Raw genomic sequence first — 22,310 nt, 5'->3', positions numbered from 1 at the left:
TGTAAAAATAAACTTCTATATAACCATTTCTAATTCATTAATCGGTTTAACAAATCCCATTGATAACTGCCATAGATTGGATGGTTTCATAAGGACTCTGCCGGTTTACCATCATTTCATTGCTTCTACTTCCTTCTTTCCCCTGGTTTATATGTCTGTTTAACACTGCATAATCCATTGAAATTTTTAAGAATTCTAAAAAATAAAGTATTTCCGCTAAAAACTGACCATGGCTTACTGGCAATTAATTGTGAGCATTTATAGAAAAGAAGGCTGTGTTGATGAACTTTTTAATCGTATATGTTATTACTGATGCATGTTGGAGATAGATACATATCAGCAAGATGGGAAAGTTTTCCAGTTTGTAAAGGTTCCAATGCAGAAAGCTCCATTGCTACTTCTGAAAGGAGATAGGGGGTACGTCATGTGTGGTTACTTAAATCTTGAAGCCGCGGAAAAACTTGGAGACATTGCAGTAAGAGTCACAGGGGTAAACACGCTGGAAGACCTTTTGGGGAAAGAGATCGCCGGAGTTACAACCAGAGCCAGGGAAGCGGGGATAAATACCGGTGACAGAGTAAAAGATATACTGGAAAAACTGGCATAATAGGTGGAAAATACGCGTGAGGATATTTTGCATAGAAGTGAAGCTGCAGTGGGCATAGTTTACTGTAAAGGCGAAATCTTACTCATTAAAAGAATGGAAAGGGAAGACGATCCATGGACAGGCCAAATAGCACTTCCAGGGGGGTTCTCTAGGCCAGGTGAAATGCCACAGGAAACGGTAATCAGGGAAGTTATGGAAGAAGTTAACATGGGATTCAGTAAGGAATCAATTTTTGCACAACTGGAACCAAAATCACCAAACAGGGCAAGTTGGGTAAAAGTATATCCTTTTATTTTAAAGGCGGAATCCCTGACAGGCTACTCACCTGGTCCAGAGGTATCGGAGGTGAGAAAGGTGAGGCTTGATGTCAGAGTTCCTTCACATACAGAATCTGGGTATGAATCTTTCATTTTTCAGGACTGGATTGTATGGGGTCTGACATATCGCATACTTGTTGATTTTATTGCTTTCGAAAATAAGCCAGTCTGATTTTTCACTTCAATCGAATAATTGGCCAAATGGAAGGATCAAAATATCCTTATCCCTTCATAATCGTAATTTACCCTGATAACCAGATCAGAAAAAGACATCATCTCTTTCTGAAGGTTTTCTATCTCTCCCTTTTTCGCAATCATGAGTATAAAGCCCTGTGATCCTCCCCCCATGAGTTTGGCCCCTTGTGCTCCAGACGATAACCCCTTCTCTATAATCCCGTCAATTGTTTTATTGGAAACATTTTCTCCAAAATTTTTCTTTATCTCCCACCCATAATTAATAAGTTCAATGAATCTGTCTGAATTTCCCATGGAGGCACACAACTTCATTTCATCTGCTATTTTCCTCATTTCTTTTAAATTGATCAGCGTTCTCTCATCACCCTGAGAAGATCTGGCAACCTGTTCCTTTAGTACATTTGAACTTTCTCTGGTCTTGCCGGTATACAGAAGAAGTGTCCTTTTCTCAATATCTTCTATGAACTCTGAATACTGATTCAGTGAAGTCACATCTATTATGTCCCTATTAAAGGACATATGCTTGAATCCACCTAGGGATATTGCGTATGGGTCCTGCTTCCCAAGAATTACGCCAAAGTAGTCTCTTTCAAGTCTGAAGGCTTCATCAGCTAATTCTCTCCATGTTCTCTTTTCATGTTTTATGTAATGGATAAGATTGAGTAGGGATGTAATCAGCGCGCTGGAAGATCCCAGCCCGGAACCGGGTGGTACGTCTCCATTAAGCACCACCCTTCCCTTGATTATTCCATTCATTTCAAAGAGACCGAGTATCTTATTTAAAAGGTCTTTGCTTCCCGGGCTCTCGTTTAGCACAAAGCTTCTTAGAAAATCTCTGGAAGAGATCTCCAGTCCATACTGATCCGGTACATATTTAGCCATGACCCCACGATCGATTGTTGTATTTACAACTGATCCTCCATATTTCTCAGGAAATGGGCTTATATCTGTGCCACCACCACCAAAGCTTATACGGAGAGGACTGTAAGAAACTGCTTTCTCCACCATGTTCAACCTATTTTATATACTATAATTTTGAGGCTAATATAACTTATGCCGTTGTCTCCTGCCCCGCATAATTTACGATTAACATTTTAAACCCTTTTATTTTTTAATAAAGACGGACATAAACAGAAATAATAATAGATAAATAGAAACTTACAATGACCCATAATGGTTAATTTAAAAAATGAAAGTTACTGGCATACAGTAAGTCTGGGAAATAATCCGCCAGAAGAACTCAACGTTATAGTGGAGACCCCAAGGGGAAGCAGAAACAAGTATGAGATCTCAAAAGAGTTCTGCGGGGTTGTACTGGATCGTGTTCTGCATTCATCAGTTGTCTATCCTGTGGATTATGGGGCAGTCCCCAGAACACTGTACGATGATGGTGATCCTCTGGATGCGTTGGTCCTGGTTACACAACCAACCTTACCTGGCATAGTTCTCAGCGCAAGACCCATTGGACTCATGAAGATGGTTGACGGGGGAGAAACTGACAATAAAATTCTTATGGTTGCTACAAAAGATCCATACTACCGTGATATAAAGACATACAAGGATCTTCCTGCCCACCTTCTGGACGAAATACTAAACTTCTTCCAGACATACAAGATACTTGAAAAGAAGAAGACAGAAGTCACTGGTTGGGAAGGTAAGGAAGCTGCCATTAAGGATATTGAAAGATCCGTTAAGGCGTACGATGAAAAATTCAAGTAAATGAGAATATGGATGACATATCTATTCCTGTGGGCAAGGGAAAAATAACTGTCACTAGGAGTGTTGTAAAATTACTGGTTACAGGGAAGTATCTCACAATAAGGACTGTGGTATCACAATCCCCCTGCACGGATGGAATGTGCCAGAGGATTATAGAAACGGAAATAGGCATAGAAAGTCCCGGAGATTATCCTGATATGAGAATTTTTGCTGGAGACGGAATTTTTATGGCAATAGACCAGAACGTGTTCTCCTCCGTGGATAAGGGAAGGGAAGAGGTTGTAATTAGAAGGTCCATTTCTGGAAAGCTTATTGCCCAGGGCCTGGAATTTACATCCTGATCTAATATTTTTAATAACTTAGTAAATTTACCCTACACGGAAAAACAGAAGATTGGAGAACGTTTTCTATTTTCAAACCATGTGATATGGGGGGTGAGCATTGCATCCTCAATCAGATCCATAGGGTTCGGCGCAACATGGCCTTTTATGGCTATTTTCTTTAATGTTGATCTTGGAATTCCCATATACGAAGTGGGGATAATTTTCACCTTGCTGTCCGTTGTCTCAATTGTTGTGAGCCTTATTGGAGGTGGTCTTGCGGACAGGATAGGCAGAAAAAACACCTTGTTGATTGGCAGTCTGCTTGGCTTCACGCTATATCTTTCTTTGTCATTGATGCTCATCCTGAAGGTTCCAATAATATTCGTAATAGTTGTGTTCATAGTTTCCGCAACCTCCGGTGCACTTATATTTCCTGCAGCTTCAGCCCTTGTTGCAGATTACACTGATGTTAATCAGAGGATGAAAGGCTATGTAATATACCGTATACTTTCAAATCTAGGTTGGGCCATAGGTCCCCTTATAGGATCTTTTCTATTCAACAGTGGTCTGGATATAATATTCCTGTATGTATCATTATCCAGCCTTGTTCAGTTCATTGTGGTTATATTAACAGTAAAAGATCAGAAAAACAAAAACATCACAAAAAAATCGGGAGAACGGTTCAGCCTTCTTGTACTGGACAAATATCTCATAGTGTTCGGACTTGCTACATTCCTGGTTACAATGGTTGCTTCCCAGTTCAGTGTGACCTTTCCAATTTATGCAAACATAAAGGCAGGAATACCCACTGCGGACCTTGGCTACATATATGCCGTGAATGGAACAGTCGTCGTGGTTGGGCAGTATCCCATGATTATGGTTCTGAAAAGGTTTCCCGACATATTCATAATGATACTTGGTGCTATTTTTTACTCAGTGGGATATTTTATCGTAAGTTTTTCACACAATCTGGTGGGGCTGATGTTTGATATGCTCATTATAACCATGGGTGAAAACCTGACCTCTCCAATGATCAACACAGTGGTGTCAAAGATAGCCGCAGAGGGAAAAATGGCCAGATATATGGGGTTCATAGGCATGATAAATTCCACGGGGAGAGCACTTGGCCCATCTATTGGATCAACATTTCTTTACATCTTTGCATATAACGGACTGAAAGTCTGGTCTGCAGTTGACCTTTTCGGTCTTGGTTCAATTGTTATTTTCATGGTATTCAGCGGCATGATCTTCAGAAACTCCAATCTGAAGGAGAGGGGCATTATAAACAAAAAAATTTAGGAAAGTAACCAGATCTTCCCATTTTTATTTACCCTGCACAAATAAGCTGAAAAAGAAAAAATTATGCTTCATAAAAAATCTCATGAAGTCTTCACTGGCTTTCTACACTATGAGATTCTTCAGGAATCTTTTCAATAAGTTCAGATATGCGGTTCTTCAGATCCACAAATGTAGATCTCTGTCCTGTAAGTTCGTGGGCGATATCGCTGAAATAGTTCATGTAACTGTTAATTTGCGACAGAATGTCTTCTGGGTCATCCGGCATCCATCTTCTCCTGAAGCCAACCATGGTTTTTCTGTGGAATTCCATCTCCTTTTTTCCACTTTCAGAAATAAAGTAAGGTCCATCAGTGTTTTTACGAATCAGCCCCTGTTTTTCCATGCTTGCGAGCATTGGATACATAGACCCGGGGATGGGTTTCCATCTCCCTCAGTTGTCTTTGCCATTGCCGCCATTATCTCTGATTTTTTTTAGGGCTGTCACTTATGAGGTCCAGAACAATAGGTCTCAATCCACAAAACCTCATGGATCTTCCACCCATGTGGTCTTCTCCATATCTGTTATGGTGTTCATACCGCGAAGAAAGAAAAAATGAGCCCAACAAGGTACAGTATTCCTATAAAGGAATTGGCTCCAAGAAATGATGCTCTTATTGTGGATGGATTATCCGGGTCGATTATGTAATGCTGGTATACTATGAGGAAAAAAATGGGTACAAGAATTATGTCATAAATTATATTTTTTATATAGAATGCGGCCACTAGAAAACAGATGAATGTAAACGCATGTGTTATGGACGAAATGATCAGTCCCCGTGACGTTCCATATCTGGTCATTACTGTCTTCAGGCCGTTCTTAAGATCGTACATCCTGTCAGGTATCACATAAATCATGTCAAAACCTGCGATCCAGCTGGAGGAACCAAGAAATATAAGGTACAGTAATGGAGAGGATGGAAAAGATGGTGTAATTGCCAGATAGCCGGCAAGCACCCCAACACCTATTGTTCCCCCCATGTAGAAATGCCTCAATGATGTGAGTTTCTTAAGAAATGGGTCTGTTATAAATAGGAATATGACTATGGGCGAAAGTGCAAAAACAAAAAGGTTCAGCAGGTAAGAAGAGAATTCGAATATGAAACCGAAAACAATGGTCAGAGCAATGGCCATACTTACATTCTTTTCATCCTTTACCAGAAGCCAGTCCTTCTTTCTGGGGTTGGAAATATCGTATTTCCTTCCCACAATCCTGTTGATGGACATCCCGGTTGCTCTTGCAGATGTTGTGGCCAGCAATATAAGTATTAGCTTAACAGGATAGAGGTGTCCCATGGATGCAATAACTGCACCTGTGAACACGAAGGGGAGATCGAATACTGTGTGCTCCAGTTTTATGTAATCAACAAACTCCCTCAGATTCATCTGATGTTTTCCCTCTTTCTGGAGACTTCCCTGATAATTTCATCTTTCATTTCAAGTACGTCCGGCCATGGTCTCATAAATCCCTCATGTTTATCTTTCCTGGTGGCGTCTATTCCCATTTTTGAACCATAATTCATTATGGAAGATGGATGATCAAGGCTGTCAGTTACGGTCCCCGGAACAATAACAACGTCCCTTGATGGATCAATACGGGTGCTCATTGCCCAGATTACCTGTTTTCTGTCATGGACATTTACATCTGGATCAACAACAAGGACTATCTTTGAAAACATGAGCTGCCCCATTCCCCAGATTGCGAACATCACCTTCTTTGCATGTCCTGGATAGCGTTTCTTGATGGACACAACAACCATGTTATGGAAAACGGCCTCCTCCATTGTGTTCATGTCCACAATCTCAGGAATCTGTATTTTTATAAGGGGAAGAAACATCCTTTCAACAGCCTTTCCCATTATTACATCTTCATGCCATAACTTTCCCACAATGGTGGTGGGATAAACCGGATTACGTTTCTCAATTATTCTCTTTATGTGGAAAACCGGGAATTCCGATTCAAGTGAATAATATCCAGTGTGGTCACCGAAGGGGCCTTCCACCCGGGTCTCGGAGGGATCAACATACCCTTCAAGTACTATTTCCGCATTTTTTGGGTAAACAAGGTCAACAGTCTCCCCCCTTACCAGTTCCATCCTTTTTTTTGATATTATCCCCCTGAAAGAAAACTCATCAATCCCGTTGGGCAACGGGGCAACAGCGGAGAACATGGTGAGAGGATCGCTTCCCAGTACAACTGCTACATCCATCATTTTCGACTTTTCGGCATAATTCTGTTCATACTCGGAACCTCCCTTATGAATATGCCAGTGCATCCCGGTGGTTTCACTGTCAAACACCTGCATTCTGTACATCCCCATGTTTCTCTGGCCTGTGACAGGGTCTTTGGTGATCACTAGAGGAAGTGTTATGAAATTTCCACCATCCTGAGGCCATGTTTTGCATATGGGATAGCGTCCCAGATCGACTCTATCCAAGGTTCTGTGGGATGAACCCATCGAGGAAGAGATCTTGGGCTTCACCCCCCCAAGTTCCTTCATCATCTCAAGACCTCGAGAGATCATGGAATCTGTGTCGTCCGGAACACGTATGAGATTCTGAAGGCTGTTTCCTATCTCTTCCGGTTTCCCTCCAAGAATAAGTTCCATTCTTTCCGCAGTGGAAAAAAGATTTCCAACTGCAGGTATTTCTGAATTTTTAACGGAATTGAAAAGTATAGCATCTGATTTCCCCACTCTTTCCTCTTCACTGAGAATATATGTGAGTTCAAGGTCCGGGTCTACAACCTGGTCCATTTCCTTCAGTTCTCCAATTTTCCTCAAATAGTCAATGTATTCTCTGAGATCTTCAAATATCATGTCCCTGTATCTTAGGTTTAAATATCAGTTTTTCCAATAGGAAGGTTTAAAGGATCAATCTTCCACTTATGGGGGAAATTGGTGGAATAGTTGCCACATGATTTGCCATCATGCGGCATATATTTACCGGTCATTTTCCAGCTTTATGGCGGATCTTGCAGCGGAAAGCCTCGCTATTGGTATTCTCAGAGGTGACGCTGATACGTAATCAAGCCCTATCCTATTGCAGAATTCCACAGTCTGGGGATCTCCACCCTGTTCGCCACATATTCCCACTTCCAGTGTTTTCTTTGTAGCTTTTCCCTTCTTAACCGCCATTTTCATCAGTTCTCCCACTCCCTCCTCGTCCACAGTGGTAAATGGATCATATGGGAGTATGCCTTCGCCTATATATGCTGCCATGAATTTTCCCTCAGCATCATCCCTGCTGTAACCGAAGGTCATCTGTGTCAGGTCATTTGTTCCAAAGGAAAAGAAATCAGCCTCTTTTGCTATTTTGTCAGCGGTAAGGCATGCCCTGGGGATCTCAATCATGGTTCCAAATTTATACGGAACTTTTTCTTTGCCTGACACCTCTTTTGCAACCTTTTCCAGCCTCTCCCTTATAATTCTCAGTTCATTGTCAACTCCAACCAGTGGAATCATGATTTCAGGATATATTGTCTTCCCCTCCTCTGTCACCCTTTTTGCCGCCGTTATTATTGCTCTGACCTGCATTTCATATATCTCCGGATAGATCAGTCCAAGCCTGCAACCTCTGAATCCAAGCATGGGGTTGAACTCCTCAAGATTCTTTATTGTCTGGAAAATCCGGTTCAGATCCGTGAGTCTGGCTATTGAAGAATCAATCTCGAAATTGTCACTGCTTTTTGTCAGTTTCAGCTTAAGGCTAAACATCTCATTCATTATCTCTTCCTTGTTTGGCAGGAATTCATGAAGCGGTGGATCAAGCAACCTGATTATGACCGGGTATCCCTCCATGGTCCTGAAAAATTCCACAAAGTCATGAATTTGCATTGGAAGCAGCAGATCAAGATACTTGAGTCGCTCAGGCAGTGAGTTGCTCATGATCATTGACCGCATAATTGTAATTCGGTCACCTCCCAGGAACATTCTCTCGGTTCGTGCAAGCCCTATGCCTTCAGCGCCGTTTTCTCTTGCGATTATTGCCTCCTCTGGCGTGTTGGCGTTTGCTCTTACCCCCAGTTTCCTGATTTTGTCTGCCCATTCAAGGAGTGTCAAAGCCTCCTCCGTGATCTTTGAGACCTCCAGATCAACGGATCCCATGTAGAACTCACCTGAAGTCCCATCTACTGTTACTATATCTCCTTCCCGAAGGGTAATATTCCCAACTGTGAGAGATTCCTCCTTAAGGTTTACATTAAGGGTTTCAGCACCAACTACTGCCGGCTTTCCCATTGCTCTTGCAACTACTGCAGCGTGTGAGGTCATACCTCCCTTCTGCGTAAGGAAGCCTTCAGAAACAGACATTCCACGCACATCGTCAGCTGTGGTCTCTGGTCTCACGAGAATGCATTTTTTCTTCTCCTTTGCAAATTCAACCGCCTTCTCAGATGTAAAAACTATCATTCCAACTGCAGCACCAGGTGAAGCAGCAAGTCCCTTTCCAAGCTTGACCTCCTTTCCATTTCTCTTGATCTGGGGATGGAGAAGTGTGTCAAGTATTCTTGGAGTTATCCTCATCAGGGCCTCTTCCCTTGTAATTAATCCTTCAATAGCCATATCAGTGGCAATTTTTATGGAAGCCTTCGCGGATCTTTTTCCGGTACGTGTCTGAAGAAAGTAAAAAATACCCTTCTCCACAGTAAATTCTATGTCCTGCATATCCTTGTAATGTTTTTCAAGTGTGGATGCAGATCTGATCAGTTCATCGTAAGCGGAAGGGATTTCATTTCTAAGGTCCTCAATTTCCTTTGGAGTCCTTATACCTGCAACCACATCCTCTCCCTGAGCATTTGTAAGGTACTCTGCGAAAATCCCTTTCTTTCCAGTGTTGGGGTCTCTAGTGAAAGCAACTCCAGTAGCTGAGTCATTCCCCATGTTTCCAAAAACCATTGATACAATACTGACAGCAGTGCCAAGATTATCCTGTATCCCATTGAGTTCTCTGTAAACCTTTGCCCTTTCAGAATTCCAGGACCTGAAAACAGCCTCCACTGATATTCTCAGCTGATCCAATGGTTCCAAGGGAAAAACTTTTCCATTTTTTATATACAATTCCTTGAATTTCTCAATTATCACTCTCAGGTCTGAAGCGTCCAGATCAACATCATCTTTCTTATTTCTCTCTACCTTGACACTTCTAATTATGTCTTCAAAATAACTCTTATCAATGCCAAAAACAACATCACCGAACATCTGAATGAGCCTTCTGTATGAATCCAGTGCGAATCTTTCGTTCCCGGTTGCCTTTATAAGGGAGACCAATGTGCTGTCGTTCAGTCCCACATTCAGTATTGTGTCCATCATTCCAGGCATACTGATGGGTGCACCTGATCTTACTGACACAAGGAGAGGATTTTCGCCTCCATATTTCTTTCCCGTCCTCTTCTCAATTTCATGAAGTTTTTCCAGGGTTTGATCCCACATTCCTTCAGGAAAATCGCCACTATTTAGAAAATCTATGCATGCCTCGGTGGTTATTGTAAAACCTGGGGGGACATTCAGCCCTATATTGCTCATCTCGGCAAGTCCGGAACCCTTGCCTCCAAGCAAACCGGTCATTTCAGCATTTCCTTCGTTAAAAAGATACACATATTTTTTTTGCCTATTCACAATCTCTTATCTTTTTTAATAAATAGTTTTTTGTGAATTTTTTTCCTTACCTATCCAATGAATCTAACCCATGGAACTTTTTCCCCATTGAAAGGGAAAAGAATTAAGTTTTAGCAGGAAATACACACAAAGTATTAATATGCGAAGATTATATGCCGAAACCAGTTTTGGGAATATTTCATATTTATACCGGGAAGGCAGTTATCCCCTGGTATTTCTTCATGGGCTTGGAGGATCAGGAAACAATTTCATGAAGCTTGAACCTCTTTTAAATCCTCATTTTGAACTGTTCATGGTGGATATGCTTGGTCATGGGAAATCCGAGAAGAACATGCCGGATTATACCGTCAAAACCCAGTGTATGATGCTGTCAGAATTTCTTTCCAAGACAGGAATAGGAGAGAGAAAATTCGGTTTGATTGGAAATTCATATGGGGGTTGGGTATCACTAAGATACTCAATTTCATACGGGAATCCCGAATTTCTTATATTGATAGACTCAGCCGGAATCAATCCAACAGTGGGTGAATCAGGAAAAGAGAACATGGAGAATTTTATTGAAAAACTGATGGCGGTGAATCATAAAAACGACAGGAATGTGATGACCAAGATAACAGATCAGAATTCCACCGGAAAAGAGAAAATCAGGATTGAGGAACTTGCTTCAATAAGATCGCACACTGCGGTCATATGGGGGGAACATGATGTTATAATACCTAAAAAATATGGAATTATGATCAATGATCAAATACCGGGAAGCAAATTCTTTACCATAAAAGATGGGGGACACACCCCACACTCCTCAAATCCGGCTGAGGTTTCTTACATAATCGATGAATTCATATTCATTAACTACTGATTTTTTTCTCTTTTACTCTGACTTGAACATATTCTCCATTTCTCTCAAAACAAGTAATGTCATATCCTGCTTTGTCAGATTGCCAGGTGAGATCACCTTATCTCTCTCTATGAATGTATAGTTGTTTTTGCCTGTACCAAAATTCTCACGATTCTTCATCAGTTTATTATGCACTATCATGTCAGGATCTGCCTGCAGGTACTTCTTCTTAATCTCATGGGGGTCAGTCTTAGCCGAAAGGCTGAAGGATAGCATTTTTCCCTTATAGGCTTTCCTTATGCTGGAAATGATCTTTTCATCAGGAAGTAACTCTATTACATGTTTAACTCCGCTTTGTAACTTCTCACGGTTTTCACTGCTTAGGATAGAGAAATCAGATAATGCCGCCGGCACTATGACCAGATCATACTCACACTTTCTGAGAGCTTTTAGGGTCTCATCAAGATACTCCTGATTTGTTTCAGCCGGATGAAAATCCACATAAGGTGGAATCAAGTTAGCTGAATTCCCAACATAGGTTATAACCTGTGCCCCCAGCCGAAAAGCATTCCTGCAGAACCAGTAACCGGAAAAGCCGGTACTTCCATTTACAATATCTCTCACGGAATCCAGGCGGACTCGGGAATAACCCGACATAATGAGAATTTTCTTTCCACGTAATTCATTACCAAAAAAGGATCTGGCAACATAATCTATTATCTGGTCGTTAACGGAGAGCTTGGCTTTGTCACTATCCATTTCAGGTGGGACTATTAAAGTACCGCTCCTTTCAAGTGTTTCAATATTCTTTCTATTCATTGGTGTTTCCATCATTGCCTTATGCATTGCTGGTGCTATAACTACCGGGTTTCCATTGCCTAGCGCAAAAGAGAATGAAAGTGATACCGGGTCATCGGAGATACCATTTGCCATTTTACCTATGAGATCATAGGAAGCAGGTGAAACAAGGAATGAAATGTTCTCAGGTTCAAGCTGAAACAGTGAAATATGTTCTATTTCTCCGGAAATCTCAGTCACAACAGGATTCTCGGAAGCCCACTGCATTACTTTGGGGTCAATCATATTTACGGAGTTCGGTGTCATTATCACTTTGACATCTGCACCCTCCCTCCTGAGATCTCTTATAAGATCAGGGATGCGATAAATAGAAATGCTGGCACCCGTACCAACCACCACTGTTTTTCCATTCAACATATTTTCGAATCGCCACGGATCGGGGATTTCAATCATTGCTGCCCCTCCCTGTATAAATTCCAGGAACCCGTAGCCTGGGCACAGATCATTCCATTCCCATCCAGTACATCGATATTGGAGAAACCGATGTGTCTGCCTATTTTTAATGCTATGGATCTGAAAAGTACAGGACCTTTCGAAATTGGCCTAAGGAAATTAGTGGACATGTTGATTGTAACTTCATTAACAACATCCTGGCCTGAAAACATTACAAGCCCTCCCGCTGCATCACAGATAGCCATAACTGCCCCTCCATTCATGATGCCTCCAGATCTCATAATATGGGGAGTTAACTCCACAAGTAGTTCCAGTTTCCCTTCTTCCACTGATTTTACCTTTATGCTGAAACCTTTGAGGAAACCATCCATGCTTATGACTCTATCAAGGGTAATTTTATCTATCTCCATGGGTTGAAAGTGTTTTTCAAGATTAAAGCATTCCCATTGGCTGCGACTTCCTGCAGATGTATTTACCTGTGTAAATTAATTTTTTTTACTACATATCTGATTAATATATTTCGTTAATATTGAAATATTGCCCGCTTTCAAACCTTTTAAATTCCATTGAGAAGAAAAATACAATAAGAAAAATGATTTAAGCAATTACGGCATTATTAGCTATGGAAGCTAATTCGGACCAATTGAACAGGATCCATGAAATGCTGAAGGTACTTGGTCTTTCCTCCTATGAGGCACAGGGTTTTGCAGCATTGGTATACCATGGGGTGGCGAATGCAGATACTGTTGCTGATACGGCTAAAATTCCAAGAACATCTGCCTACAAAGTAATGGAATCACTGGTCGAAAAAGGCTTTGCAAAAGAAACCGAGGGGAGGCCAAGGATGTTCAAACCGGAAAGCATGGGCAAGATCAAGGCAGAATATGAACAGAAGCTTGACGATCTGTTCAAGAGCCTTAGAGAACTGCAGGATATGCTACCATCCAAGGGTGAACCGCAGCTTGTTTACACTATTTACGGTACTCAGAAGGTCATAGGAAAACTCTCGGAAATGTTCAATCTCACTGAAAACGAAATCTTCATATGCACTCCAAAGGTGAGGGAAATAAGAACAGAACTCAGGAAGAATATCGAGAATGCCACAAAAAGAGGGGTGAAGGTAGTTTTTGTTACCCCCCCCAATAAACGGGTTCCTTCCAACACAACAGTATACAGGAAGGAAGGGCTCATTGCAACGGATGTTGTAAGTGACCAGACAAGGGCTCTACTCGCTGGACCTGAACTAGATGCTTGTGGATACACGGACAATCCTGCACTCGCTCTTCACGTGTATCAGTTCATAAACATGATGATAAACGGTGGAATCTAAGGGGTCCTGATAATGGTAAAAAGAGTTACAGATCAAATACTTCTTGGAGGGCATGTCTCCACCTCTGGTGGTATATATAAGTCTCCCGAACGAGCAAAGGTTTTCTCATTCAGGACATACCAGATATTTTCAAAGAACCAGATGCAGTGGAAGGCGAAAGATCTCGATGATGGGGATGTTGACAAATTCAGAGAATCCAACATTCAAAACAGTATGGGGAAAATCATGGTACATGCGTCCTATCTCCTGAATATGTGCACATCAAAGCCAGACCTCAAGGATAAAGTTATCCAGGCATTTTCCATTGAAATTTCCAGAACTGACAAACTTGGCATTGACTATCTAACTTTCCATCCAGGATCTGCATCGGGCATCACAGAAAAAGAAGCCATTGCAAATCTCATAGACAATTTGAATCAAGTTATCGGACCAGATCAGAAATGCACAATTCTCATGGAGGTATCAGCAGGGCAGGGAAGCACCATAGGAAGTAAATTTGAGGATTTGGCTAAGGTAATGGATGATATTACAGCCAAAAATAAGGTTGCAATATGCATGGATACATGCCATACCTGGGCCGCTGGATACGACATTAAAACACCCGAAGGTTATGCTGAGACTATGGATATTTTCAAATCGACACTGGGACTTGAAAAACTTAAAGGATTTCATCTCAACGACTCAAAAAAAGGTAGAGGTAGCAGAGTGGACAGGCATGAGCAGATAGGTCTGGGAACTCTTGGACTGGATGGGATATCCAATTTTGTAAACGACAGGCGATTTCGGGAAGTCCCAATGATCCTTGAAACTCCAAAGGGCGAAGAAGGTTACGGGCAGGATATAGAAAATATTTCAAAAATTATCCGGATTGATGAATAAGTGGACATTAGGAGTTTTAGGCCCATAATATACAGCAACCACATAGAGGAGGCTGTAGCGCCCCCTTTCGATACAATCTCAAAGGATCAGAAGGAGAGTCTGCTGCGGTCATCTTACAACATTACCCATGTGACAACACTCAGTAGAGGCAACTTCGGTGATGCATCAAAAATAATGCGTAAGTGGATGGATGATGGAATACTGAAAAAACTGGATAAGGACTGCATAATTATACTTGAGCAGGAGTTTTATTCCATGAGGGAGAAAATGGTAAGAATAGGGGTGATCTCTCTTGTATCAATTGAGGAAGGGTGGGAACAGATAAGGCCGCATGAAAATACTTTTAGATGGGCGGTTGAGGAGAGAAAGGAACTAATGAAGGAATGCGGGTGCCAGCTTGAACCCATCTTTCTTGCAGTTGCAAGCAACAGTTTTAATAATCTCCTCAGACGTATGATTCAGGATAGTAAGCCTGACCTTGAATTTGAAGAACCATCGGGTGTAATAAATAGATCATTTTTCATATACGATATAGATAAAATTAAAAAGATTCAGTCAGTTATAAAAAACGATGACGCTGTCGTTGCAGATGGCCATCACAGATTTCAGGCTGTTAAGGAGCTGTTGCAGGAAGATAAGCCAGAAGGTAAGGAGAAATGGTCTTCGTTATTTGCCTACACCACTTCAATATATGACCGGGGATTAATGATCTCAGGAATTCACAGGATTGTTTCCACTAAATTCAATTTTAATGATGTTATGGAAAAAATCGGCAGATACTTCACTGTTACAGTTAAAAAAAGCTATGCTGACGAAAATCATATGGCGATTTATAAGGATAAATTTTACATACTGGATCCAAAGGATTCAGTCAACACACATCTTGGAATTGCCTTTGATGATGTCAACGAATCTAATCCCAGAATTATAAATGATCTCATATTCAGGGAAATGCTTGGCATGAGCAATAAGACAATTGAGGAAAATGTATCATTCACTCAGGATGAATTCTTCGCCATCAACGCCGTGGACAACCATCATGCGGAATTTGCAATCATAATGCCAGCATGGAGCAAGGATACGTTTATAAACCTTACAAGACGCGGTCATATGCTCCCTCAGAAATCAACTTATTTCTACCCAAAAATTCCATCGGGAATTGCCATTTACTGCAAATAGGAAAATATATAAAATTAAAAAAATGGACTACTGCTAGGAATTAGTCAACTAACATCTTTACAAACAATTGACTAATAAAGTATTATCTGCGAGGGCTGTAAACTGTAATTGAATATTGTTAACTCTCGGCAAAGTAAGATTGAACCATGCAGTCTTTTATTGGAGGTGAAGCGGAGATTTAAAAAACGGAAATTCTTTACATATTTAGCAAGATGAAAGAGGAGGGGAATGAATATAAGGGCTATTCAAAGGAAGCATGGAGTGATTAGGGAAGCCGTTGTAAAATAGACCTATACCCGGAAACCATGAGAGCAGAGGGGAAGACGGAAAAGATATGGGGAAGACCTTTTCTTAAAAGGACGCGGGATCTAATTATACTATGGACGCTTTGCTCTCTTCAATTTCAAAAGGGGAGTTCCTGAGAAATTTTTTTAAACCATTGTTTGAGGTAGTCCTTTTGGTCATGGAAACTCAATCTCAAGACTCAGAGGGGCATGGTCTGATCCCTTTATGTCTTTAAGTATTGTGGAGGTCTTGGTGTTTTTTCTCAGGATCTCGGAAACTATGAAATAATCAATCCTCCAGCCTATGTTTTTCTCCCTTGCATTGAATCTGTAAGTCCACCATGAATAGTTGCCAGGTTCTCGGTTGAACATCCTGAAAGTATCTATAAAACCGGAATCAAGAAAACGAGTCATCCAGTTTCTCTCCTGGTTGGTGAAACCAGCATTATTTCTATTTTCGTCAGGTCTGGCTATATCTATATCCTCGTGGGCAACATTGAAATCGCCAGCGATGATCAGAGGCTTTGTCTTCTGGAGTTCCAGACAATAACTGCCGAATTCCCTGTCAAACTCCAATTTATAATCCAAACGTACAAGATCTCTCTGTGAGTTTGGAAAATATACATTAATGAGCCAGAATTTTTCAGTTTCAACGGAAAGTACCCTTCCCTCTTCATCAAACTGCATGCTTCCAATGCCAGTTTTTACTGAAAGAGGTTTCTCTTTTGTCAGGATCATGGTTCCGCTATATCCCCTCTTTTTAGCGGGATTTACAAATGCGCTGTATCCAAGCGAGGTTATTTCCAAAGGTACAGTCTTTTCATCAGATTTTATCTCTTGTAGACAAATAAAATCCGGATCCAGTTCTTCTATATCTCTCAATGCTCCATTTTTTACCGCCGATCGGATTCCATTCACATTCCAGGAAAGCAATTTAATCCTCATTTAAACTCAATACAGCAGTTCATCAATTGTACAATAAAACATTTTGCAATGGTAAGATCATTCTCGTCGACCTGTTAATTTCAATAAGATTCACTCATTCAATAGCCTTTAAACTTCTCTATCTTAATATTTAGATTATCTTTTCTGTCAAGAGAGTTTATGAGTCCACCAACCGAATCAACGAATAAAGGAAGCCCTGCAATCATTATGGTGTTGCCTGGAACAGTATTTGTCTTTGCATCTATGAATTCCTTAATCTAGTATATTGCATCAGTAATTCCAGGGCACTCTGGGTAAATTATCAACTTTAGCATTCTTGATTTTCAGCAAATCGAAAGGCATCTTTTTGAAATCATCACTGAACAGCCTAAAGTCTTTTCATCTGCAATAATGAATAAGCATGATTCTGGTATCTCTCCTTTCGAATAATGATTTCAAAAGTATACTTCGGAAGGGGGAGATTCCCATATCCCCAGCCAGAAGAAGACAATCTTTTTCTCCTTCAAGAAAAAACTTCCATTGGGACCGAATATCCAGAATTCCTGACCATCTGCCGGTGCATCCATGTTTTCCTTGAATCTGGAGTTTCTCCCTTTAATTGTTGTTGTAATGGTCAAATCTTCTTCATTTGGTGAAGATGACAGAGAGAACTGTCTCAGGGAGGACATTGGATCCAGTTTTTCATCCATTAACCTTAAAACAACAAACTGGTCTTATCTATATTTGAAATTTGCCCGCTTCTTAAAATAGAATGATTTAACAGACTCATTTTCTATTTCGAGTTTTGCGAATTCTATCACATAATTATCTGGCATTGCAGTGAGTTAATATAGATTTTTGCAATGAAACTTAACTTCAGGCGGAACATTGGGTTTAAAGTTTTAAATAAGCCCAACCGTCTTTTTGCAATTTTATTATTTCTCCAACTCCGGCATCAACTATCTTAATTCCATCTATCAGGTCAGTGCTTTTTAGATCTCTCGCTTTCATTGAATTGTAACATACTGCAAATCCTATATCTCTTGTCATCAGATCAAGAACCAGGTTACTGTATTCTCCATTGGACAGTGCAATATCTATAGCTTCCTGGTGCAATACTACTTCAATCTCCTCTAAGGGCAAATCCTCACGAAGGTTTTTTATTGATTTTAGGGCCGACTTTGCATTTTCCATTTCTGAAACTTGTACAACGGCAGGCATAAAAACACATGATCCACCTGTTTATATAATTTTAACTTTAGAGCGAGAAGTCCCCTGCGTTATCTGGGGGAGGATGTCACTATACATGGAAGTGCATATATAGTTCTATAAAGCTTTTTTTCCATCCCTACAAACTCATTTTTACAAATCGGCTTACTAGGGGAGAGGAGAAATTTAAATTGTATGCAAAAGTGCGAGGGGAGGGATTTGAACCCACGAACTCCTGCGAGACAGGATCTTAAGTCCTGCACTGTTGGCCAAGCTTAGTTACCCTCGCATTGTGGTGGTTTATAACTCGGGCATATATTAAAAGTGCTTAATTTCAGAAATTGAAGAGTGTTTCAGAAGGTTAATTATTATCTTCACATAACTTTTGTTAAATGAGATTGGGATGTTCCTGGATAATAAAGATTAAATGTCATATATAAAAATATTATTACAAAGTTTAATACAATGACAGTATTTAGTGAATAATGGTAATGCCAAATAACTATCCGGATCAGGGGGAACTTGTTGAATTTGAAATTGAGGAAGAACCAAAGTGGATAACCGTAAAACTAAAGGATGGTTCAGTAATTCAAATTAAGATGGAAATCGTTGCTATAATGAGAAACGGTAACGATATGAACTCAGGACTTCCAATTTATATGGTCCAGGCTACCAATATCATCAGGCTCACAAAAGTACCAAAAGATCTTATGTCCAAAAAGAAAATAGAGGACCAGAAAGGCCAGACTATGTACAGATAAGGATACATTTTTTATTTTCTTCAGATTAGAAATCAATTTTAACAACTTTACGTTAACATCATGTGGATCAACGAGACTGGGATATCATCAAAATTCTGAAACATAATTCAAGGCTATCCAATTCTGAAATCGGGAGACTGCTCAATATATCAGAAGGCACTGTTCGCAAAAGGATTTCTAAGCTTGTCAAGGATAAGGTTATCAAGGAATTCACAATAGATCTTGGTATAAGCGACGTTGAGGGTATTGTTCTTGTAAGGATAGATCCAAGAAAGACCTCTATTATTCAGACATCCCTCAAAAAGAACTTTCAGGATATATACGAATTTTCAGGAAGGGCTGATCTGGCAGTTAGAATTTCCTGTAATTCCCTTGATGTTCTAAACTCACAGGTGGACTCAATCAGGGAGATTGATGGCGTTAAGGGGACCGATACACTGATAAGACTCAAATAATGCTTTAAAGGAATATGGGATAAAATAATGTTCCGGCAAACATAAGAAAATCTGCCGATATAATTATATATGATCTAAAAATGCGATGATAAGTGATCAACATGGCAGAAGAAAACATAATCTTTGTCGGCAAAAAACCAACTATGAACTACGTTCTTGCTGTAGTTACCCAGTTTAACAACAATATAGAAAAGATTGTAATAAAAGCGAGGGGAAAATCAATCAGCAAAGCTGTGGACATAGCCGAGATTACAAAGCACAAATTTATCAAAGACGCAAAATACAAGGACATCAAGCTGGAAACAGAAATTCTCCATGGAGAAAACGGGGATTCTAATGTATCCTCAATTGAAATAACAATGACCAGATAAATTATTTTTCCATTTTTCCATCAGATGTATTTAGTAGCATTGGGAATGGAACAATGATTCTTCCATCTCATTAAATGGGCTTCCATATCAACGTTTTTAAAATTTTTAGATTTAATTTTCACATTCTTCAGAAACAGAATGAGTTACTATCCTTTTTACTGATTATTAATAAGATTAATCACAGGAATATTATCATAGCAAGGTATTTGGATCATGGCACTAAGAGTTAAATTGGTTCAAAAGATATACGAAGAATACTGATCCGCATGAAATCATTCTTAGAATGGGAAATGAGCCTTTCTGAAAAAATTGAAGACGTAAATAGACGACTGCAGGTATCCATCTATACAGAAGAAGAGGCGCTTTTCAGTATGGCCAAATATACGTTGGAAGCGGGGGGAAAAAGGTTCCGTCCCCTTCTTATAATAATTGCATATAGCATTGCCTCCGGAAAGGATTATAAAGATATTCTGGACCTTGCAGCTGGCTATGAACTGATTCATACAGCAAGCCTTATTCATGATGATATTATTGACAAGTCAGAACTGAGACGGGGTAGAGAAACACTTCATGTAAAGGAAGGGGTGGACAACGCCATAGTTGTTGGTGATTACCTTTTTGCCAAAGCATATGAGCTCGGTTCAAGATACGGTGCCGCGGTATCTAAAATTATGGCTGATGCTTCAAGCCGGCTTGCGGAGGGGCAGATTCTCGAAGCGAAGAACCTTGGAAATCTGGAACTTACAGAAGAGACCTACCTGAAAATAATTAGCAAAAAAACTGCTTTCTTCTTTGCCGCTTGTGCGGAAGGAGCAGCCGTTGCAGCCAACTGTAATGCACTTCTGAGAAAAAGTCTTACGGATTTTGCATTTAATCTTGGTATGGCATTCCAGGTTACAGATGATATTCTGGATATTGTAGGAAGCGAGGAAAAGATGGGTAAGCCGGTTCTGGTGGATATAAAACACAGCGCGATTACTCTTCCAATCATATATGCGCTTAGAAATTCAGATGAAAAGAATAGAATAGCCCTGGAAGAGAGCCTTCAAGGCAAGGACCACGGAGACGATTTCGATCTTAAAAGCTATTTTCTTAAGACAGGTTCAATTGATTACTCATTTAAAATGGCAAGGAGCTACATAGAGAGGGCTATGGAGGCTCTGAAGAAGACGGGGACCTCACCAGACATTAATCTTCTTATGGAGTTAGCCCTCATAGTCATTGAGAGGATAGAGGAACTGGCTTGAAACTAAAAAATTTTGAAAAGGTAAGATGATAAAAATATGGCAAGAATAATACTTTACACAGGAAAAGGTGGGGTAGGGAAGACAAGCATAGCTGCAGCCACTGCAGTCGGGCTTGCAAATTCTGGGATACCAACGCTCATAATATCCACAGATCCTGCTCACAGCCTCGGCGATGCTCTGAATGTGGAAATTGGCCCTAGGGTCAAAACAATATTCAAAAATCTTGATGCACAGGAGGTAAGTGTGGTGGAGGCAATAAGTTCCCACTGGGGAGAGTTAAAGGTCTACCTGGCTGCTCTTTTCCAGTCTCAAGGGCTTGATCCGGTCTCAGCTGAAGAAATCGCAACACTTCCAGGGTTTGATGAGGCATCCCATCTTCTATATCTCAATGATCATCTCAAGTCCAACAAGTACGATGTTATAATAATGGATAGTGCCCCAACAGGTGAAGCGTTGAAACTTCTATCATTCCCGGAGGCTATGTCATGGTATATGGAGAAGGTATTTCCCATTGGAAGAACAACAGCAAAAATAGTGAGACCATTCGTGAAGCCCATTATAGGTATGCCTATCCCGGATGATACAGTATTTGCAAGTATGGACAGCCTTTATAAAAACCTTAGAAAAGTAAGGGAGGTAATGACAGACGACAGCATTACATCCATCAGGCTTGTATGCAACCCGGACAGGATGTCCTTCAACGAGACGAAAAGGGCCTATACATACCTCCTTCTATACGGCTATCCGGTTGACGCCCTCATAGTGAACAAGATATTTACGGAGGATGTTGGCAATTTCTTTTTTAAATGGAAAGAAAACCAGAAAGAAATAATAAAGGAAATTGACCAATCATTTCCGGAAATTAAGGTTATGAAAGTCTATCTTTCTAATGAGGAGCCCATTGGAAAAGAATATCTTGGAAGCTTATCTGAAAAAATATACGGAGGTTCTAATCCAATGGATGTATTCTTCAGGGGAAAACCAATAGATTATTACAGAAAGGCAGATCGTTACTATGTTAAAGTTAAGCTTCCATTCGCTAAAAAAGAGTTCATAAATCTTTACAACAGGGGCGGTGAACTGGTCATAGAAGTTGAAAACTGGAGAAGAGTGTTTTATCTTCCGCAATCGCTGTCAGATAAGACACCCGGCAACGCAGAGTTTATTAATGGGTATCTAAATATTGAACTGGTGTAAATGGATCAGGAGAAGAAATCTAAAAACAATGAAAAAAATGACGATAACAAGGCCACTTTCGAACTTAAGATAAGTATACCAATGGCAGGATTCAGTCAATTCATGGATTCTCTATCTCATCTGCAAACCGCAGGCAATGAGATAATTTCAGCTGGGAAGTCACTGATAGGCAAAAAGGAAAAATCTGAGGAAAAGACAGTTCGAAAAATAGAGATCAAATAGATACAGAACATTTTAAAGAAAAGATCACACTTTTTAATATTACTAAAGACAA

Annotated in this window: 25 protein-coding genes and 1 tRNA gene; 15 read left to right on the top strand and 11 right to left on the bottom strand. The window is 40.3% G+C overall.

All coding sequences use genetic code 11. From position 1 onward, the window contains the following. Nucleotides 1-316: 316 nt before the first annotated feature. Both OXIME_RS06050 and OXIME_RS06045 read left to right on the top strand, forming a co-directional pair. Nucleotides 317-607, top strand: a complete 291-nt coding sequence (locus tag OXIME_RS06050) for a YunC family protein (protein WP_393970952.1) — start codon at nucleotides 317-319, stop codon at nucleotides 605-607. A 3-nt stretch (nucleotides 608-610) separates the two neighbouring features. Continuing rightward, complete coding sequence (locus tag OXIME_RS06045) at nucleotides 611-1,096, top strand: NUDIX domain-containing protein (RefSeq protein WP_393970951.1); 486 nt, start codon at nucleotides 611-613, stop codon at nucleotides 1,094-1,096. 38 nt (nucleotides 1,097-1,134) lie between these two features. Here OXIME_RS06045 and OXIME_RS06040 read toward each other — a convergent pair whose 3' ends face one another. Then, nucleotides 1,135-2,127, bottom strand: a complete 993-nt coding sequence (locus OXIME_RS06040) for a kinase (RefSeq protein ID WP_393970950.1) — start codon at nucleotides 2,125-2,127, stop codon at nucleotides 1,135-1,137. A gap of 165 nt (nucleotides 2,128-2,292) precedes the next feature. Between OXIME_RS06040 and OXIME_RS06035 the strand changes: the two genes are divergently transcribed. The 3 genes from OXIME_RS06035 to OXIME_RS06025 all read left to right on the top strand — a co-directional run bounded on the left by OXIME_RS06035 (nucleotide 2,293) and on the right by OXIME_RS06025 (nucleotide 4,460). Then, the gene (locus OXIME_RS06035; RefSeq protein ID WP_393970949.1) at nucleotides 2,293-2,838 is read left to right on the top strand and encodes an inorganic diphosphatase; all 546 of its coding nucleotides are present in this window, start codon (nucleotides 2,293-2,295) and stop codon (nucleotides 2,836-2,838) included. Nucleotides 2,839-2,846: 8 nt separating this feature from the next. Continuing rightward, nucleotides 2,847-3,179 carry a hypothetical protein gene (locus OXIME_RS06030; RefSeq protein ID WP_393970948.1) on the top strand — a complete coding sequence of 111 codons (333 nt, stop codon included), beginning with the start codon at nucleotides 2,847-2,849 and terminating at the stop codon, nucleotides 3,177-3,179. A gap of 93 nt (nucleotides 3,180-3,272) precedes the next feature. Continuing rightward, nucleotides 3,273-4,460, top strand: coding sequence for an MDR family MFS transporter (locus OXIME_RS06025; RefSeq protein WP_393970947.1), 1,188 nt, complete (start codon nucleotides 3,273-3,275; stop codon nucleotides 4,458-4,460). Nucleotides 4,461-4,551: 91 nt separating this feature from the next. On the opposite strand, the gene OXIME_RS06020 is transcribed toward OXIME_RS06025, so the two are convergent. The 4 genes from OXIME_RS06020 to ppdK all read right to left on the bottom strand — a co-directional run bounded on the left by OXIME_RS06020 (nucleotide 4,552) and on the right by ppdK (nucleotide 10,111). Further along, nucleotides 4,552-4,863, bottom strand: a complete 312-nt coding sequence (locus OXIME_RS06020) for a hypothetical protein (RefSeq protein WP_393970946.1) — start codon at nucleotides 4,861-4,863, stop codon at nucleotides 4,552-4,554. 167 nt (nucleotides 4,864-5,030) lie between these two features. Next, nucleotides 5,031-5,882 carry a UbiA-like polyprenyltransferase gene (locus OXIME_RS06015; RefSeq protein ID WP_393970945.1) on the bottom strand — a complete coding sequence of 284 codons (852 nt, stop codon included), beginning with the start codon at nucleotides 5,880-5,882 and terminating at the stop codon, nucleotides 5,031-5,033. Then, nucleotides 5,879-7,315 (bottom strand): menaquinone biosynthesis decarboxylase, encoded by a 1,437-nt coding sequence (locus OXIME_RS06010; protein WP_393970944.1) that lies wholly within the window; start codon nucleotides 7,313-7,315, stop codon nucleotides 5,879-5,881. Before OXIME_RS06010 ends, OXIME_RS06015 begins: the two co-directional genes overlap by 4 nt. A 123-nt stretch (nucleotides 7,316-7,438) precedes the next feature. Next, entirely contained in the window at nucleotides 7,439-10,111 is a 2,673-nt protein-coding gene (gene ppdK, locus OXIME_RS06005) for a pyruvate, phosphate dikinase (RefSeq protein ID WP_393970943.1), read from the bottom strand. 139 nt (nucleotides 10,112-10,250) lie between these two features. Here ppdK and OXIME_RS06000 point away from each other — a divergent pair, with 139 nt between their 5' ends. Further along, complete coding sequence (locus OXIME_RS06000) at nucleotides 10,251-10,970, top strand: alpha/beta fold hydrolase (RefSeq protein ID WP_393970942.1); 720 nt, start codon at nucleotides 10,251-10,253, stop codon at nucleotides 10,968-10,970. A gap of 12 nt (nucleotides 10,971-10,982) precedes the next feature. Here the strand turns inward: OXIME_RS06000 and coaBC are convergent, their stop codons facing one another. Together coaBC and OXIME_RS05990 are read right to left on the bottom strand one after the other, a co-directional pair. Continuing rightward, nucleotides 10,983-12,200, bottom strand: coding sequence for a bifunctional phosphopantothenoylcysteine decarboxylase/phosphopantothenate--cysteine ligase CoaBC (coaBC, locus tag OXIME_RS05995; RefSeq protein ID WP_393970941.1), 1,218 nt, complete (start codon nucleotides 12,198-12,200; stop codon nucleotides 10,983-10,985). Beyond that, nucleotides 12,197-12,610, bottom strand: a complete 414-nt coding sequence (locus tag OXIME_RS05990) for a PaaI family thioesterase (RefSeq protein ID WP_393970940.1) — start codon at nucleotides 12,608-12,610, stop codon at nucleotides 12,197-12,199. The genes coaBC and OXIME_RS05990 overlap by 4 nt, the downstream gene beginning before the upstream one ends. Nucleotides 12,611-12,822: 212 nt before the next feature. Here OXIME_RS05990 and OXIME_RS05985 point away from each other — a divergent pair, with 212 nt between their 5' ends. From OXIME_RS05985 to OXIME_RS05975, 3 genes are read left to right on the top strand one after another with little or no spacing between them, the layout of a single operon-like run. After that, entirely contained in the window at nucleotides 12,823-13,530 is a 708-nt protein-coding gene (locus OXIME_RS05985; RefSeq protein ID WP_393970939.1) for a TrmB family transcriptional regulator, read from the top strand. Between the two features lie 12 nt (nucleotides 13,531-13,542). Next, complete coding sequence (locus OXIME_RS05980; RefSeq protein ID WP_393970938.1) at nucleotides 13,543-14,409, top strand: deoxyribonuclease IV; 867 nt, start codon at nucleotides 13,543-13,545, stop codon at nucleotides 14,407-14,409. Further along, nucleotides 14,410-15,588, top strand: a complete 1,179-nt coding sequence (locus OXIME_RS05975; protein ID WP_393970937.1) for a DUF1015 family protein — start codon at nucleotides 14,410-14,412, stop codon at nucleotides 15,586-15,588. A gap of 461 nt (nucleotides 15,589-16,049) precedes the next feature. Here the strand turns inward: OXIME_RS05975 and OXIME_RS05970 are convergent, their stop codons facing one another. The 4 genes from OXIME_RS05970 to OXIME_RS05955 form a co-directional block, all read right to left on the bottom strand. Continuing rightward, entirely contained in the window at nucleotides 16,050-16,817 is a 768-nt protein-coding gene (locus OXIME_RS05970; protein ID WP_393970936.1) for an exodeoxyribonuclease III, read from the bottom strand. Between the two features lie 434 nt (nucleotides 16,818-17,251). Then, nucleotides 17,252-17,506 carry a hypothetical protein gene (locus tag OXIME_RS05965; protein ID WP_393970935.1) on the bottom strand — a complete coding sequence of 85 codons (255 nt, stop codon included), beginning with the start codon at nucleotides 17,504-17,506 and terminating at the stop codon, nucleotides 17,252-17,254. A gap of 184 nt (nucleotides 17,507-17,690) precedes the next feature. Next, the gene (locus tag OXIME_RS05960) at nucleotides 17,691-17,990 is read right to left on the bottom strand and encodes a DsrE family protein (RefSeq protein WP_393970934.1); all 300 of its coding nucleotides are present in this window, start codon (nucleotides 17,988-17,990) and stop codon (nucleotides 17,691-17,693) included. 219 nt (nucleotides 17,991-18,209) lie between these two features. Beyond that, nucleotides 18,210-18,294: transfer RNA gene (locus OXIME_RS05955), tRNA-Leu, on the bottom strand. Nucleotides 18,295-18,490: 196 nt separating this feature from the next. On the opposite strand from OXIME_RS05955, the gene OXIME_RS05950 reads away from it, so the two are divergent. The 6 genes from OXIME_RS05950 to OXIME_RS05925 all read left to right on the top strand — a co-directional run bounded on the left by OXIME_RS05950 (nucleotide 18,491) and on the right by OXIME_RS05925 (nucleotide 22,258). Then, nucleotides 18,491-18,766, top strand: coding sequence for a hypothetical protein (locus tag OXIME_RS05950; RefSeq protein WP_393970933.1), 276 nt, complete (start codon nucleotides 18,491-18,493; stop codon nucleotides 18,764-18,766). Between the two features lie 62 nt (nucleotides 18,767-18,828). Beyond that, complete coding sequence (locus OXIME_RS05945) at nucleotides 18,829-19,221, top strand: Lrp/AsnC family transcriptional regulator (RefSeq protein WP_393970932.1); 393 nt, start codon at nucleotides 18,829-18,831, stop codon at nucleotides 19,219-19,221. Nucleotides 19,222-19,322: 101 nt separating this feature from the next. Next, nucleotides 19,323-19,592 carry a DNA-binding protein Alba gene (albA, locus tag OXIME_RS05940; RefSeq protein WP_393970931.1) on the top strand — a complete coding sequence of 90 codons (270 nt, stop codon included), beginning with the start codon at nucleotides 19,323-19,325 and terminating at the stop codon, nucleotides 19,590-19,592. Nucleotides 19,593-19,858: 266 nt separating this feature from the next. Continuing rightward, nucleotides 19,859-20,839, top strand: a complete 981-nt coding sequence (locus tag OXIME_RS05935; protein ID WP_393970930.1) for a polyprenyl synthetase family protein — start codon at nucleotides 19,859-19,861, stop codon at nucleotides 20,837-20,839. A gap of 36 nt (nucleotides 20,840-20,875) precedes the next feature. Beyond that, nucleotides 20,876-22,036: an ArsA family ATPase gene (locus tag OXIME_RS05930; protein WP_393970929.1), complete on the top strand. Its 1,161-nt coding sequence runs from the start codon at nucleotides 20,876-20,878 to the stop codon at nucleotides 22,034-22,036. After that, a complete protein-coding gene (locus OXIME_RS05925) occupies nucleotides 22,037-22,258 on the top strand; it encodes a hypothetical protein (RefSeq protein ID WP_393970928.1) in 222 nt (73 codons plus the stop codon). Nucleotides 22,259-22,310 lie beyond the last annotated feature (52 nt).

The organism is Oxyplasma meridianum, assembly GCF_038024865.1.
Lineage (GTDB): Archaea > Thermoplasmatota > Thermoplasmata > Thermoplasmatales > Thermoplasmataceae > Oxyplasma > Oxyplasma meridianum.
Note: the sequence above shows the minus strand (reverse complement) of the source record. Positions and strands in the feature narration are given on the sequence as shown.

What these genes read in the sequence shown, in the direction of transcription:
- OXIME_RS06050 (WP_393970952.1), top strand. Translation starts at nt 317, where the DNA reads ATGTTGGAGATAGATACATATCAGCAAGATGGGAAAGTTTTCCAGTTT.
- OXIME_RS06040 (WP_393970950.1), bottom strand. Translation starts at nt 2,127, where the DNA reads ATGGTGGAGAAAGCAGTTTCTTACAGTCCTCTCCGTATAAGCTTTGGT.
- OXIME_RS06035 (WP_393970949.1), top strand. Translation starts at nt 2,293, where the DNA reads ATGGTTAATTTAAAAAATGAAAGTTACTGGCATACAGTAAGTCTGGGA.
- OXIME_RS06030 (WP_393970948.1), top strand. Translation starts at nt 2,847, where the DNA reads ATGGATGACATATCTATTCCTGTGGGCAAGGGAAAAATAACTGTCACT.
- OXIME_RS06020 (WP_393970946.1), bottom strand. Translation starts at nt 4,863, where the DNA reads ATGTATCCAATGCTCGCAAGCATGGAAAAACAGGGGCTGATTCGTAAA.
- OXIME_RS06015 (WP_393970945.1), bottom strand. Translation starts at nt 5,882, where the DNA reads ATGAATCTGAGGGAGTTTGTTGATTACATAAAACTGGAGCACACAGTA.
- OXIME_RS06010 (WP_393970944.1), bottom strand. Translation starts at nt 7,315, where the DNA reads ATGATATTTGAAGATCTCAGAGAATACATTGACTATTTGAGGAAAATT.
- OXIME_RS06000 (WP_393970942.1), top strand. Translation starts at nt 10,251, where the DNA reads ATGCGAAGATTATATGCCGAAACCAGTTTTGGGAATATTTCATATTTA.
- coaBC (WP_393970941.1), bottom strand. Translation starts at nt 12,200, where the DNA reads ATGATTGAAATCCCCGATCCGTGGCGATTCGAAAATATGTTGAATGGA.
- OXIME_RS05990 (WP_393970940.1), bottom strand. Translation starts at nt 12,610, where the DNA reads ATGGAGATAGATAAAATTACCCTTGATAGAGTCATAAGCATGGATGGT.
- OXIME_RS05985 (WP_393970939.1), top strand. Translation starts at nt 12,823, where the DNA reads ATGGAAGCTAATTCGGACCAATTGAACAGGATCCATGAAATGCTGAAG.
- OXIME_RS05980 (WP_393970938.1), top strand. Translation starts at nt 13,543, where the DNA reads ATGGTAAAAAGAGTTACAGATCAAATACTTCTTGGAGGGCATGTCTCC.
- OXIME_RS05970 (WP_393970936.1), bottom strand. Translation starts at nt 16,817, where the DNA reads ATGAGGATTAAATTGCTTTCCTGGAATGTGAATGGAATCCGATCGGCG.
- OXIME_RS05965 (WP_393970935.1), bottom strand. Translation starts at nt 17,506, where the DNA reads ATGGATGAAAAACTGGATCCAATGTCCTCCCTGAGACAGTTCTCTCTG.
- OXIME_RS05960 (WP_393970934.1), bottom strand. Translation starts at nt 17,990, where the DNA reads ATGGAAAATGCAAAGTCGGCCCTAAAATCAATAAAAAACCTTCGTGAG.
- OXIME_RS05950 (WP_393970933.1), top strand. Translation starts at nt 18,491, where the DNA reads ATGGTAATGCCAAATAACTATCCGGATCAGGGGGAACTTGTTGAATTT.
- albA (WP_393970931.1), top strand. Translation starts at nt 19,323, where the DNA reads ATGGCAGAAGAAAACATAATCTTTGTCGGCAAAAAACCAACTATGAAC.
- OXIME_RS05935 (WP_393970930.1), top strand. Translation starts at nt 19,859, where the DNA reads ATGAAATCATTCTTAGAATGGGAAATGAGCCTTTCTGAAAAAATTGAA.
- OXIME_RS05930 (WP_393970929.1), top strand. Translation starts at nt 20,876, where the DNA reads ATGGCAAGAATAATACTTTACACAGGAAAAGGTGGGGTAGGGAAGACA.
- OXIME_RS05925 (WP_393970928.1), top strand. Translation starts at nt 22,037, where the DNA reads ATGGATCAGGAGAAGAAATCTAAAAACAATGAAAAAAATGACGATAAC.